15 protein-coding genes and 1 tRNA gene are annotated in these 13516 nt (G+C 68.5%); 13 read left to right on the top strand and 3 right to left on the bottom strand.

Annotated elements, in window-relative coordinates; genetic code table 11:
- Positions 1-29 precede the first annotated feature (29 nt).
- Positions 30-692: a sugar transferase gene (locus tag DI624_RS12620; protein ID WP_291539073.1), complete on the top strand. Its 663-nt coding sequence runs from the start codon at positions 30-32 to the stop codon at positions 690-692.
- Here DI624_RS12620 and rpiA read toward each other — a convergent pair.
- Positions 689-1372 carry a ribose-5-phosphate isomerase RpiA gene (rpiA, locus tag DI624_RS12615; protein ID WP_291539071.1) on the bottom strand — a complete coding sequence of 228 codons (684 nt, stop codon included), beginning with the start codon at positions 1370-1372 and terminating at the stop codon, positions 689-691. The two genes, DI624_RS12620 and rpiA, sit on opposite strands and share 4 nt — an antisense overlap.
- Positions 1369-2733, bottom strand: a complete 1365-nt coding sequence (gene glmU, locus DI624_RS12610; RefSeq protein ID WP_291539069.1) for a bifunctional UDP-N-acetylglucosamine diphosphorylase/glucosamine-1-phosphate N-acetyltransferase GlmU — start codon at positions 2731-2733, stop codon at positions 1369-1371. Before glmU ends, rpiA begins: the two co-directional genes overlap by 4 nt.
- Positions 2734-2791: 58 nt before the next feature.
- On the opposite strand from glmU, the gene DI624_RS12605 reads away from it, so the two are divergent.
- The 9 genes from DI624_RS12605 (at position 2792) to DI624_RS12565 (ending at position 10363) form a co-directional block, all read left to right on the top strand.
- Positions 2792-3511, top strand: coding sequence for an HAD-IA family hydrolase (locus DI624_RS12605; protein ID WP_291539066.1), 720 nt, complete (start codon positions 2792-2794; stop codon positions 3509-3511).
- A 99-nt stretch (positions 3512-3610) separates the two neighbouring features.
- On the top strand, positions 3611-4900 hold the full coding sequence (locus DI624_RS12600) for a dicarboxylate/amino acid:cation symporter (RefSeq protein ID WP_291539063.1): 1290 nt from the start codon (positions 3611-3613) through the stop codon (positions 4898-4900).
- 56 nt (positions 4901-4956) lie between these two features.
- Positions 4957-5031, top strand: a tRNA-Val gene (locus tag DI624_RS12595).
- A gap of 87 nt (positions 5032-5118) precedes the next feature.
- Positions 5119-5274: a hypothetical protein gene (locus tag DI624_RS12590; protein WP_291539060.1), complete on the top strand. Its 156-nt coding sequence runs from the start codon at positions 5119-5121 to the stop codon at positions 5272-5274.
- A 260-nt stretch (positions 5275-5534) separates the two neighbouring features.
- Positions 5535-5675, top strand: a complete 141-nt coding sequence (locus tag DI624_RS12585) for a hypothetical protein (RefSeq protein WP_291539057.1) — start codon at positions 5535-5537, stop codon at positions 5673-5675.
- A 65-nt stretch (positions 5676-5740) separates the two neighbouring features.
- Positions 5741-7111, top strand: a complete 1371-nt coding sequence (locus tag DI624_RS12580) for a class II 3-deoxy-7-phosphoheptulonate synthase (RefSeq protein ID WP_291539054.1) — start codon at positions 5741-5743, stop codon at positions 7109-7111.
- Positions 7112-7281: 170 nt separating this feature from the next.
- Positions 7282-7857: a prephenate dehydratase domain-containing protein gene (locus DI624_RS12575; RefSeq protein ID WP_291539051.1), complete on the top strand. Its 576-nt coding sequence runs from the start codon at positions 7282-7284 to the stop codon at positions 7855-7857.
- A gap of 282 nt (positions 7858-8139) precedes the next feature.
- Complete coding sequence (locus tag DI624_RS12570; RefSeq protein ID WP_291539049.1) at positions 8140-8898, top strand: chorismate mutase; 759 nt, start codon at positions 8140-8142, stop codon at positions 8896-8898.
- A gap of 133 nt (positions 8899-9031) precedes the next feature.
- Positions 9032-10363 carry a S41 family peptidase gene (locus DI624_RS12565; RefSeq protein ID WP_291539046.1) on the top strand — a complete coding sequence of 444 codons (1332 nt, stop codon included), beginning with the start codon at positions 9032-9034 and terminating at the stop codon, positions 10361-10363.
- Positions 10364-10391: 28 nt separating this feature from the next.
- Here DI624_RS12565 and panC read toward each other — a convergent pair whose 3' ends face one another.
- Positions 10392-11273 (bottom strand): pantoate--beta-alanine ligase, encoded by an 882-nt coding sequence (gene panC / locus DI624_RS12560; RefSeq protein ID WP_291539043.1) that lies wholly within the window; start codon positions 11271-11273, stop codon positions 10392-10394.
- A gap of 75 nt (positions 11274-11348) precedes the next feature.
- Here panC and DI624_RS12555 point away from each other — a divergent pair, with 75 nt between their 5' ends.
- From DI624_RS12555 to DI624_RS12545, 3 genes are all read left to right on the top strand, one after another.
- On the top strand, positions 11349-12017 hold the full coding sequence (locus DI624_RS12555) for an SPOR domain-containing protein (protein WP_291539040.1): 669 nt from the start codon (positions 11349-11351) through the stop codon (positions 12015-12017).
- Between the two features lie 126 nt (positions 12018-12143).
- Entirely contained in the window at positions 12144-12980 is an 837-nt protein-coding gene (locus DI624_RS12550; protein ID WP_291539037.1) for a division plane positioning ATPase MipZ, read from the top strand.
- A 7-nt stretch (positions 12981-12987) separates the two neighbouring features.
- Positions 12988-13416: a molecular chaperone DnaJ gene (locus tag DI624_RS12545; protein WP_291539034.1), complete on the top strand. Its 429-nt coding sequence runs from the start codon at positions 12988-12990 to the stop codon at positions 13414-13416.
- Positions 13417-13516 lie beyond the last annotated feature (100 nt).

The following is a 13516-nucleotide window of genomic DNA, read 5'->3' as shown; positions in this document are numbered from 1 at the left end:
AAGGGAATATTCGCTGACGGGGGCAATTCATGTCGATCATCGAAGCGACAACGGCTAGGCTCAAGGACGAGCGCAGTCCCGCGCGGGTGCGCCTGTGGAAAGACGCCGCGCTGATCCGGCTGTTCGACATCGTCTTGGCGGGCCTCGGGTTGTTGTTCTTCCTGCCCCTCATGATGCTCGCGGCAGGCGCGGTCTGTATCGAGACCCGTGGACCCGTGCTGTTTCGCCAGCAGCGGATAGGCCGGGCCGGGCGGGCTTTCGACTGCCTGAAGCTTCGCACCATGACCGCCGACGCCGAGGCGCGCCTGACCGGGCTGGCGAATGCGGAATGGCGGATGTCGCGAAAGTTCCGGCAGGATTCGCGGGTGACGCGGCTGGGCGGCCTGTTGCGGCGATCCAGCGTGGACGAACTGCCCCAACTGCTGAATGTGCTGAAGGGCGAGATGTCGCTGGTCGGCCCGCGACCGATCGTCTTCGACGAGGCGGCTCTCTATGGCCGGCAATTGGTCCACTACTGCGCAGTGCGGCCGGGACTGACGGGCCTGTGGCAGGTGTCGGGTCGGAACGACGTGGCCTATCCGCGGCGGGTCGCGATGGATGTCTGGCTGGTCAGGAACCAGAGTCTTGGCGTCTATTTCGGCATCCTGGCGCGCACGATCCCGGCGGTTCTCAGCCGGCGCGGCGTCTATTAGGGCAGGCGTTCCTCGAAGCCCGCATCCGTGCCGATGATGGCCAGGTCGGCCAGGTCCAGAAACAGGCCGTGTTCGACGACGCCGGTGATCAGTTTCAGGTCGTCGGCCAGCCGCACAGGGTCGTCGATCGCCTTGCAGGCCGCGTCATAGATCAGATTTCCGCCGTCGGTGCGGACCAGGCCGCGATCTGCCTGGCGGACCCGAGCCGGCTGGTTGATGTCATGGTCGACCAGGACATCGGCGATGCGGTTGGCGGTGGTCTTGTGCCCGAAGGCGACCACTTCGATCGGCAAGGGGAAGGCGCCCAGGACCGGCACCACCTTGGCCGCGTCGGCGATGACGATGCAGCGGCTGGAGGCCTCCCACACCAGTTTCTCGCGCAACAGGGCCGCGCCGCCGCCCTTGATCAGGGCCAGGCCAGGCCCGACCTCGTCGGCGCCGTCGACGGTCAGGTCGATGCGCGGCGTGTCCTCGAGCGTCGACAGGGGCAGGCCAAGCTCGCGCGCCAGATCGGCGGTCTTTTCCGAAGTCGGGACGCAGCGCAGGCCGGGCAGGTTGCGCGCGGCCAGCGCCTTGACGAACCAGGCGGCGGTCGAGCCGGTGCCCAGGCCGACGATCATGCCGGCCTCGACGTGCCGGGCGGCGGCTTCGCCGGCGTTCTTTTTCTGCAGGTCGCTCATTTCCGTTTTGCAGCCTTCGCCGCCTCCTTCTTGGCCTTGGCCGTCTTGCGAAAGGCGGCGGCCGCTCCGGGCTTGTTCGTCTGGCGGGCGCGGCCGAAGGCCAGGGCGTCGGCGGGCACGTCCTCGGTGATGACCGAGCCCGAGGCGATCAGGGCGCCGTCGCCGACGATGACCGGGGCGACCAGGCTGGCGTTCGAGCCGACGAAGGCACCGGCCCCGACCTGAGTCCGAGCCTTGTTGAAGCCGTCGTAGTTGCAGAAGATCGTGCCGGCGCCGATGTTGGCGCCCGCGCCGACCGCGCCGTCGCCCAGATAGGACAGGTGATTGGCCTTGGCGCCCTTGGCCATGGCCACGTTCTTCACTTCGACGAAGTTGCCGATCTTGACCCCCTCGGCCAGGTCCGCCCCGGGGCGCAGACGGGCATAGGGGCCGACCTCGGCGCCGGAGGCGACGCGGGCGCCCTCGACATGGCTGAAACTACGGATGCGGGCCCCGCCCTCGATCACGGCGCCGGGGCCGAAGACGACGAAGGGTTCGATCACGGTCCCGCCCCCGACCTGAGTGTCCCAGGCGAAATGGACGGTGTCGGGCGCGCTCATGGTCACGCCGGCGGCCAGGAAGGTCTCGCGCTGGACCTTCTGGAACAGGGCCTCGGCCTGGGCCAGTTCGGCCTGGGAATTCACGCCCATCACCGCATCCTCGGCGGCGAAGACGGCGCGGGTCGGATGGCCGCCTTTGCGGGCCAGTTCGACGACGTCGGTGAGATAGTATTCGCCCTTGGCGTTATCGTTCTTAACATCCGCCAACAGCGAGAAGAGCAGGGCGGCCGGAGCGGACATGACGCCGGAGTTGCAGGCGGTGATGGCCAGAACCTCAGGCGAAGCCTCCTTGGCTTCGGTGATGGCGGTCAGGGCGTGGCCGTCCAGGATCAGCCGTCCATAGGCGCCGGGATCGCGGGCCTCGAAGCCGATCACCGTCACCCCGTCCGCGTTGAAGACAGGTTCGATGTCTGCGGCCTTCAGCAGGGGCACGTCGCCATAGGTGACGACCACCTCGCCGTCGAAGCCGCCCAGGGCCTGCTCCGCGGCGCGCACGGCGTGGCCGGTGCCCAGCGGCGGGTGCTGGACGGCGACGGCGGCCTCGCCCAGGCGGGCGACCACATGGGCGCGGACCTCGGGCGAATGGGTTCCCACCACCACGACGATCCGCTCGCAGCCCAGCCCCTCGGCGGCGTCGATGGCGTGGTCCAGCATGGCGCGGTGCGCGACCGGGTGCAGCACCTTGGGCAGGGGCGACTTCATCCGCGTGCCCTGGCCGGCGGCGAGAATGATGGCGGCGCGGGCGCGCGTCTGGCTGGTCATGAATCGTCCCGAAGGCTAGTCGTCTCGCGATCTAGCCCATTCGATGGGCTAGCGGGAGATGTGGATGACCGATCGCGACCTGGAAGGCTGGACCATCGCCTTCGACCTTGACGGCACGCTGGTCGATTCCGCGCCGGACCTGATCGGGACGCTGAACCGTCTGCTGGTCGAAGAGGGGCTGCCGCCCGTGCCGATGGCCTCGGCGTCGGCCCTGATCGGTTCGGGGGCGCGGGCGCTGCTGGTCCACGGTTTCGAGGCGGCGGGAGCGTCGGTCGAACGGGCGCAGTCGGAGGCGCTGTTCGAGCGTTTCCTGGTGGATTACGCCGGCCATATCGCCGACAGTTCGCAACCGTTCGAAGGCGTGGCCGAGACGCTGGAGCGGCTCAAGGATCGGGGCGCCGTCCTGGTGGTCGCGACCAACAAGCGGTCCGACCTGTCCGAACTGCTCCTGGAAAAGCTGGACCTCGCCCGGCATTTCGCGGCCATCGTCGGTCCCGACCGCGTCAGCGCGCGCAAGCCCTCGGGCGCGCATCTGAAGGAGGCCGTATCTCTGGCCGGCGGCGATCCGGCGCGGGCCGTCATGGTCGGCGATGCGGCGCCGGACGCCGAGGCGGCCAGGGATGCGGCCATGCCCTGCATCCTCGTCACCTTCGGCTTCACGCCGGTTCCGGTCGAAACCCTGGGCGCGGACGTGCTGCTCGACGCCTTCGAGGACGTGGAAGAGGCGATCGACGGGCTGCTGTCGGACTTCTACGTGTCCCGGGCGCTGAAATTCTAAGCACGGGCGACAGGAAATCTTTCGGCGCAATGATCGCCGATACGGTTGCGGATCGCTTCGGCGATGGACAGATTGGCGCACCCCGTCGAAAGTGCCCTCATGTTCGCCCGCCTCCTGAAAATCCCGCTCTGGCAGCGCACCGCCGCCGGCTTCGCCCTGGGCATCCTGGCCGGGCTGATCCTGCGCGAACGGGCCGAGACCTGGCTGCAGCCGATCGGCGACGTCTACCTGAACCTGATCCGCATGGTGGTGGCGCCGCTGGTGCTGTTCACCATCGCCAGCTCCATCGCCAAGCTGGGCGAGGGGGCGGGGGCCGTGCGGCTGGGCGTGCGGACCATCGTCTGGTTCGCCATCACCTCCCTGCTGGCCGTGCTGGTCGGTTTCGCCTTCGGCCATATCATCAATCCCGGCGTCGGCCTGGCCAATCTGCCCTTGGGCGAGGTCAAGGAACGCGTGATCCCGACGCCGCTGGAGGTCCTGATCGGCGTGGTGCCGACCAACCCCTTCGCCGCCCTGGCCGAAGGCAAGGTGCTGCAGATCATCTTCTTCTCGGCCTTGGTGGGCATGGCCCTGGTGGCGCTGGGCGACCGGGCCCAGGGGGTACGGCGGCTGGTGGACGAAGGCGCGGCCGTCGTCTTCCGCATCACCCGCTGGGTGATCCAGCTGACGCCCATCGGCGTGTTCGGCCTGATCGGTTCGGTGGTCGGGGGCTATGGCTGGGAGGCGCTGCTGCCGCTGCTGAAATTCATCGCCGCCATCTACGCCGCCTGCCTGTTCCACATCCTGATCGTCTATTCGGGACTGCTGAAACTGCATGGGCTGAAGGCGAGCAGCTTCTTCCGCGGCGCCTTCGCGGCCCAGCAGACGGCCTTCGCCACCTCGTCGTCGCTGGGCACACTGCCGATCACTCTGCGCCAGACGGTCGAGCGTCTGGGCGTGCCTCAGGCCTACGCCGCCTTCGCCGTGCCGCTGGGGGCCAATGTGAAGATGGACGGCTGCGGGGCCATCTATCCCGCCATCGCCTCGATCTTCATCGCCCAGTATTTCAAGATCGACCTGACCCTGACGCAATATGTGCTGATCGGCCTGACGGCGGTGCTGGGTTCGCTGGGCACGGCGGGGGTGCCCGGCACCTCCATCGTTATGCTGACCCTGACGCTGTCGACCGCCGGCCTGCCGCTGGAAGGGATCGGCTATATCGTCGCCATCGACCGGGTCATCGACATGATGCGTACGGCGACGAACGTGACCGGCCAGATGCTGGTCCCCGTGCTGGTAGCCAGGGAGGAAGGCATCCTGAACCAGGATATCTATGACGGTCATGTCGCCTGGCTGCCCGGCGATCCGGAGGCGGAGACGCCGGAAGCGGTTCGCGCCGCCGGAATCTGAAACGGACGCTTGCGCGGGCTCGGCGACCGGGCTATGTCGCCGCCTCCGCAAGAGACGGACGCGTAGCTCAGCGGGAGAGCACCTCGTTCACACCGAGGGGGTCACAGGTTCAATCCCTGTCGCGTCCACCATCCTTCCCGCCGTTATCCGAACAGCAGAGGCTCCGTCGTCGACGGCTGCGGGCTTGAACTTCGCGCTTCGCGATGCGTTCTACGCGCATGAACCTGATCATTCTGTTTGTCGGCGCGGTTGTTCTGGCCGGGGCTCTGTTCGCGCTGTCCGGCGTGTTCGAAGGTCGAAAGCCGGCGCACTTCGTCGACAAGGACGCCGATGGAGAGCCCGACGAACCGAATGGTCCCGCCAAGGATTTGTGATCGGCATGGCGCTCAATCGGTCGGGCGGCGCGACGGCTGCGACCAAGGTTCGCAACGGCGAACACCTTTCGCCGTCGTGCGTTGTCCAGGCATGACGTTTCTCGCTCGCCTTTTCATCGCACTGGATCGCGTGACAAAGTTCGTCACCCGCCAGGAACGCCTGCTTTGAGGGCGATCTGACGTGGAATGGATATGGCGCATTGCGTCCGACCCGCCCTGCCGCCACCTTGCGGCGACGAGTTTTGACGAGAGGACGCCCGATGGCCCGCAAACCCAACTATAGTTTCGAGCGTCAGGAGCGTGAGCGCGCGGCGGCGGCGAAGGCGGCCGAAAAGGCGGCGGCCAAGGCCGAGCGCAAGACCGAGGCTGCTACCCAGAAGGCGCAGTCGGACAAAGACTGAGCCGAGGCCCGGCAGCCGCCCGTCTTTTCATTGTTCGACAGGGCCGAAAGCCCTATTCTGGCGCAATGACACGCTGGACCCCCGAAAGCTGGAGAACCAAGACCGCCCTGCACATGCCGGCGGACTATCCCGATCCCAAGGCCCTGGCCGTAGTCGAGGACGAGCTGCGCGCCCTGCCGCCGCTCGTCTTCGCGGGCGAGGCGCGCCGTCTGACGTCGAAACTGGCGCAGGTGGAGCAGGGCGAGGCCTTCCTGCTCCAGGGCGGCGATTGCGCCGAAAGCTTCAAGGAGTTTTCGACCGACAATATCCGCGACACCTTCCGACTGATCCTGCAGATGGCGGTGGTCCTGACCTTCGCGGGCAGGAAGCCGGTGGTGAAGGTCGGTCGGATCGCCGGCCAGTTCGCCAAGCCGCGCTCGTCGCCGCTGGAGGAGATCGACGGGGTCGAACTGCCCAGCTATCGCGGCGACATCATCAACGGCATGGGGTTCACGCCCGAGGAGCGCGCGCCCGATCCGCAGCGCCTGATCCGCGCCTACAACCAATCGGCCTCGACGCTGAACCTGTTGCGGGCCTTCGCCGGGGGCGGATACGCCGACCTGTACAACATCCATCGGTGGACCCTGGGGTTCGCGGGCGACAATGCGGCGGGGGCCCAGTATCGTGAACTGGCCGACAAGATCACCGAGGCCCTGGCCTTCATGGAGGCGGTCGGCGTCACGCCCGAGACCCATCCCGACCTGAGCCGGGTCGAGGTCTTCACCAGCCACGAGGCGCTGCTGCTGAACGTGGAGAGCGCGCTGACGCGGCTGGACGGCGGTTCCGGCGAATGGTTCGACACCTCGGCCCACATGCTGTGGATCGGCGAACGCACGCGTCAGCTGGACGGCGCCCACGTCGAGTTCATGAAGGGGATCAAGAACCCCATCGGCGTGAAGTGCGGGCCGACGATGACGGCCGACGACCTGCTGCCGCTGATCGACGCGCTGAACCCGGACAATGTTTCGGGCCGTCTGACGCTGATCGGCCGCTTCGGCCACGACAAGGTCGGCGAGCGCCTGCCCAAGCTGATGCGCGAGGTGAAGGCCTCGGGCCGCAAGGTGATCTGGTCCATCGACCCGATGCACGGCAACACCCTGAAGGCCGGCAACGGCTACAAGACCCGGCCGTTCGACCGGATCCTGGGCGAGGTGCGGACCTTCATCGACGTGGCGGAGGCGGAAGGCGTCCACCCCGGCGGCGTCCATCTGGAGATGACCGGCCAGAACGTCACCGAATGTCTGGGCGGCGCCCAGGCGGTGACGGAGGACGACCTGTCCAACCGCTATCACACCCATTGCGATCCGCGCCTGAACGCCGACCAGGCGCTGGAACTGGCCTTTCTGGTCGCCGAACGGCTGAAGTCCGGTCGCGTCGGCCGGTCGAAAGCCGCCTGATCGCGCAAAAGGCGGGCTGGCCGTTCGGCGGCCGCCTTCGCCTTCGCCCGGTCCGCAGGCGCCGCCGCAGATACGACCGGATGCGGTCACGGCGCGGACAAGGACGCGCCGTCTGATCGGCCGCCAACGACGAAAAGGGCTTTCGGGGCGGTCCCTCGGAAGTGACGGACATGGATACGCCTGCGCAACAAGACGAAAAGCCCGGCCGGGTCGCCTATCAGGGCGCGCCAGGGGCCTTCAGCCACGAGGCCTGTCTAGCGCTGCGGCCGTGGGACGAGGCGGTGGCGTTCGAAACCTTTGAAGGCGCGTTGGAGGCGCTGAAGTCCGGCGACTGCGGCTGCGCCCTGATTCCGGTCGAGAACTCGACCATCGGCGTGGTCGAGCCCGCTGCGACCTTGGTGCAGGCGCTGGACCTCGAACCCGTCGCCGAGGTGTGGCGGCCGATCCGTCACGCGCTGATGGGGGTGCCCGGCGCGCGCCTGTCCGACATCCGAACCGTGGAAAGCCACCCCATCGCCCTGGCCCAGTGCGAACGGACGTTGAAGTCCCTGCATCTGAAGGTCGTCGAGCATTTCGACACCGCCGGGGCCGCGCGCGATGTAGCCCTGGCCGGCGATCCCACCCGCGCCGCCATCGCCGCGGCGGGGGCGGCCGAGGCCTACGGCCTGTCGATCCTGCGCAACGATTTGCAGGATTCGAGCGATAATCGCACGCGCTTCGTCCTGTTGAGCGCTTCTTTGGGTTGACGGCGCACGGTCTTTGCGTGTCTTAGATGGCGCACGGATCGTACGACGATCCGCATAACCGGATACGGACCATGTCCCGCCAGCGCGCCCTCTCTGTTTCCTTCGACCGTTCGCGCGCGGTGTCCGGCCTCTATTTCGGCTGCGGCTTTTACGGCTTTCGATACGCCGGCTGAGGCGTCGGGCGCACTTCGTCCCTGACTGCTTCGCCGGCGACCGCTCTGGTCCAGAGCGGCGGTTCGCCCACGCACCTATTGAAATTCAGAATGCCGAAAGCCCTATTCCATGTCCGTTTCCAATCTTCAGCGAGTCTGGCCTGACGTGGCCGACCTGACCCCAGAACAGCAGGCGCTGGCCGCTCTGCGCGCCGAGATCGACGGGATCGACGATCAGATCCTGGCCTTGTTCGAAAAGCGGCTGGCGGTCGCCGCCACTGTGGGCCGCGCCAAGGACGCGCCGACGGGGCCGCACACCAAGCTGCGTCCCGACCGCGAACAGGCGGTGCTGGCGCGTATGCTGTCCAAATGCCAGCCCGAGAACGCCGAGGCGGTCGAACATCTGTGGCGCGAGATCGTCGGTTGGGGCCTGGCGCGCCAGGGGCGGCTGCAGGTCCAGGTCTGGGCCCCCATCGAGCCGACGCGGGCCTTCGACGGGGCGCGCCTGCGGTTTGGCGCGGCGGCGGACATCAGGATGGTGCGCGATCCCCAGAAGGCCTTGGCTTTCGCGGCCGAGGGCCACGGGATCGCGGTTCTGGCCATAAACACCGAGGACGCCTGGTGGATGGGCCTGCGTCGCGAATGGTCGATGCTCAGCGTGTTCGACGGTTACGGCGGCGAGACGCCCACCTCGCTGGCGGTGGGCAAGATCGACCCGCCGGCCTTGCCCAAAGGCCGCCGGGTGGTCGTGACGGCCGGCGGCGACGCGGGGGACGGGGGCGGGGCGCGCCGCTGGGGCCTGAACACCCACCACGGCTGGACCATCGCCCTGACCGACGCCGACCTGGCGCCGGGCGAGGCCGAGGGCTGCGTCGGCGCGATCGGGTAGGCGTTATCCCGCCTCGCACCGGGCTGGCGGTGCTGTGGCGCGCGCGCCGCCAAATCTTACCGGGCTTTAACTTGCCACGAGGCCGCCAGCGGACCTACTTCGCCCAAGTCGTCCCAGGGAGGCGAAGCGGCCCATGTTCCTCGCGCTCGCGGCAGGCGCCGCCCTGGTCGCCGACCCATTTTTCGGCCTGGATAAGGCGTCGCAGACCGGGGTCTGGCGCAGCCAGGGCTACGGCTATGTGCTGGACGTCGGCGACGCCGGCGTGCGGATATACGATGTGACCTCCTCGAGTTGCGCCTTGAGCGGCGAAGCGGCCAAGCTGGAGGAGTTGGGCGTGATCGAGAAAGGGGCGAATGGAAGGTTCGTCCTGGCTGGAGATACCGCCCGGATCGGCTTCGAGCGGCGCGCGGCCCTGCCTGGGGCCTGTCTTTCGCCGGAATCGCCGACCGCCGATCCACTGAGGAACTTTGATGTCTTCTGGGAGACGTTCAACGAGAACTATCCCTTCTTCGCCCTTCGCGGCGTGGACTGGAAAGCGGTGCGCGAAGCCTACCGTCCGCGTGTCGCCGCCCTTCCGCGCGATGCGGACCTTTGGCCGGTGCTCACCGAAATCCTGGGCCGGTTCCAGGACGCCCATATCCGGCTGGTCGATGGCGAGCGACGATTTCAGGTCCGCAGGAACAGTTCGGGTTCCAGCATGCCGGAAATCCAGAAGGGATTGATCGAGTATCTCGCCCGGTCGGACGGCCCTCTGGGCGGCCAAGTCACCCTCGACGCTCACGACCGTCTGGCCTATGGGACCACCCGGGAAGGCGTAGCCTACCTCGCCGTCATGACCATGGGCGGCTTCTCGAACGGCCCGGTCGGTTGGCCGGGAAACACCACATCCGAAGAGGACGTCGCCGCAGCTCGCGCCGCGCTGGATGTCGCCTTCGCCAGGTTCGAGCACGCGCCGGGCCTGATCCTCGATCTGAGGTTCAATCCGGGCGGTTCGGAGTCGATCTCGGCCCTGATCGCCGGCTGCTTCGCGGACCGGAAACGCCTAGCCTACACCCGCGCTGGATGGGACGGCGACCACCTCGGCCCGGCGTTCGAGACCTATGTGGAGCCCGGCGGCTGTCGCAAGTTCGCCGGGCCGGTCGTCGTGCTGACGGGAGAGCGGACGACCAGCGCCGCCGAGGCCCTTGTGATGCGCCTCCGGGTCCTGCCCCAGGCGATCGTGATGGGGCAGCCGACGCAGGGCGCCCATTCCGACGTCCTAAGCCGAACGCTGCCGAACGGATGGCGACTGGGCCTGTCCAACGAGGTTTACACCCTCGCGGACGGTCATGTGTACGAAGGACTGGGAATCCCACCCACGATCACGACCCCCGCGCCGGAGCCCGGAGCACCGCCGGAGGCGATCTACGGCGCGGACATCCGCCGGGGCGCCGAACGCCTTGTGGCGGATTCGGTCGCGCACTAGCCAAGTGGAACTACCAAAGCTGTGGGGCCTACTTGCCACGCACCGCCATATTGTCGATCAACCGGGTCGTGCCGAGCCAGGCGGCGGCCAGGATGCGCGCCGGGGCGTCCACGAGGTCGTTGCGGAAGACGCCAAGATCCTCGGCGCGGCGGATGGCGACATAGTCCACTCGCTCGAACCCGGCCTTCAGCAGGGCGGCGTAGGCTTCGCGCTCTACGTCCGGCAGGAGGCGGCCCGACGCGGCCTCGGCGCCGCCCTGGGCCAGAATGCCGTTCAACCGGCGCGCGGACGCCAGTTCGGTCTCGGACAGATAGGCGTTGCGCGAGGACAGGGCCAGGCCGTGGGCGTCCCGCTCGGTCGGGGCGCCGACGATCTGGATCGGCAGGTCCAGATCCCGCACGAAACGGCGGATGACCATCAGCTGCTGGTAGTCCTTTTCGCCGAAGACGGCGATGTCGGGCTGGACCTGGTTGAACAGCTTGGTCACGACCAGCGCCACCCCGCCGAACATCTGAGGCCGGAAATCGCCTTCCAGGCCCAGGGCCGGGCCGGCCACGGCGATGCTTGTGGCGAAGCCTGCCGGGTACATCTCCTGCGCCGACGGGGCGAACATCAGGTGACAGCCCGCGCCGGCCAGAAGGCGGGCGTCCTGCTCTTGCTGGCGGGGATATTTGTCCAGATCCTCATGGGCGGCGAACTGGGTCGGATTGACGAAGTTGGAGGCCACGACGCGGTCGGCGCGGCGGGCCGCCTCGCGCACCAGGGTCAGGTGCCCCTCGTGCAGGGCGCCCATGGTCGGAACCATGCCTACGCTGAGGCCTTGTCGTTTCCAGTCCCGCACGGTCGCGCGCAGATCGGCGACGGTGCGGACGACGGCGAGAGGAGAAGGCGAGGGGACGACGTTCGTCATGATGAAGCGATTAACCTTTTCGCTTAAGCCTGTTGATGCACCAGACCTCAAAGTCTGGGCGCTAGGGTCGTGCTTATGACGCCCGCAGAAGCGACCCGTCCAGTTCCGATCGTCCCGGCCCTGCTCGGGGCCTTGGCCATCGCCGCCGCCCTGTCGGGGTGCGGGGGCGCGAATGGCGATCCGCATCGGTTCGAAGCCATGGCCGACCAGGTGGCGGCCATCGAGGTTCCGCTGACGCCCGAAGCGACGGATCGGGGCCATTCTTCCCCCGCTGAGGCGAGCGGCCTTCGTCCCGCCAGGTTCAGCGCCATGAAGGTCGCCGTGATGGATCCCCACGCCATGTGGGATGCGCGCGACGATCGGGCGGGCGTGCGCCGGGTCGCAGACGACGCCGGATTGCGCGACGCGGTGATCCGCACGGCCCAGCCGGCGGTCCGGGCCGCCGCGCCCGCCCTGGCCCGCGAAACGCTCGCGCCGGCGCCGCCCGATGTCGGTCTTCGTCGCCCGCAATCGGGTCGCACGATCCAGCTGGGCGCCTATTCCAGCGCGGAGGCGGCGCGCCAGGCCTGGGGCCGGCTGAAGGCGTCCGCCGACCTGGCCGCCCTGACGCCGGTTTACGAGTCGGTCCAGGTCCAGGGGCGGACCCTGACGCGGCTGAAGGCCGGGCCCGTCTCGCCCGACGCCGCCGCCGCCCTGTGCCGCGCGGCGTCCGTGGCCGAGGACTGGTGCGCCCGCAACGGCTGATCGCGCCCCCGCCGGCCGTCCACAGATCTGCGTTAAGGTTCCGTTGACGTTTGGCGCGGGGCGTCCGACTCTGGCCCTACTGGACCGCGCCTGAGTCGCGCCGGTCGGCACAGAGGATTCCCTCGAATGACGCAGCCGCATGTGATCGTTCTCGGCAACGAAAAGGGCGGGGCGGGCAAGTCCACCCTGGCCATCCACATCGTCACCGGCCTGCTGCACGCGGGCCGGTCGGTGGCGATCATCGACCTGGACCTGCGCCAGCGGTCGATGCAGCGCTTCTTCCAGAACCGCGCCGCCTGGCTGGCTGCGAACGGGCAAGTCCTGCCCCAGCCCTTCACGCCCGACATGGGCGACGGCAAGGCCCTGGCCAAGGCGGACGTCGCCGAACAGATCGCGACCTTCGAACGCGCCTTCGACGAGGCGGTCGCCGCCGGCGTCGACGCGATCCTGATCGACACGCCCGGCGGCGATACGGCGGTGTCCAGCGCCGCCCACGCCCGCGCCGACCAGATCGTCACGCCGATGAACGACAGCTTCGTCGATTTCGACCTGCTGGGCGAGGTCGATCCCGTGTCGCTGGAGCTGCTGAAGCCCTCCATCTATTCCGAAAGCGTGTGGGAGGCGCGCAAGCAGCGGGCCATCGCCCAGGGCCGTCACGCCACGATCGACTGGCTGGTCGTGACCAACCGCCTGGCCGTGGCCGAGGCGCGCAACCGCAAGCGCCTGGAGGAGCGGATGACCAAACTGGCCAAGCGCGTCGGCTTCCGCGTCGGGCCGGGGCTGCGCGACCGGGTCATCTATCGCGAACTGTTCCCGTTCGGCCTGACGGTGGCGGACCTGTCCAACGAGGTGCGGCCGGTGGCGGTGTCCCTGGCCCATGTCGCAGCGCGCCAGGAGATGCGCAATCTGATGATGGCCATGGGGCTGGAGCAGGTGCTGAGCCCTTTGGACGTGGCGGCCTGACGCCTTCATGAGCCTGATCTGGCTGGTCCTGGCGGCGATCGCCGTCTGGGCGCTGGTGCGGCTGGGGCGCCAGACCGAGCGGCGCGGGCGGGCCCATTGGCGGGTCAGCGCGACCCTGCTGGGGTCGGTGCTGCTGGCCGGCGGGGCGCTGGCGGCGTTTCGCGGGGCGTGGCTGGCGGCGGCGGGTCTGGCCGGCGCCGGCCTCTATCTGGCCTGGGCGTCGCGAAGCCGGGCCGTGATCCGGTCCGAACCGATCAGCGAGGCCGACGCGCGCGCCGTTCTGGGCGTCCGGCCGGGCGCCGACGAAGCCGAGGTCCGCGCAGCGTGGAAACGCGCGATGGCGCGCGCCCACCCCGACCAAGGCGGCACCGAAGGCCTGGCGCGTCGCGTAAACGCCGCGCGGGATCGGCTGTTGAGAAAGACCGGACACGGCTGATCGCCCTCGCGCTTTCGCTGCGAAGTGGGATGGAGGGCTGGGCGGAGCGCCGGGCCTTCGCCCGGAGTGTGAGTTTGTAAGTACCGTTTCGACGAAGGGT

The organism is Brevundimonas sp. (genome assembly GCF_003248455.1).
Lineage (GTDB): Bacteria > Pseudomonadota > Alphaproteobacteria > Caulobacterales > Caulobacteraceae > Brevundimonas.
The sequence above is the reverse complement of the archived record's forward strand: the minus strand, read 5'-3'. Positions and strand labels throughout refer to the sequence as shown.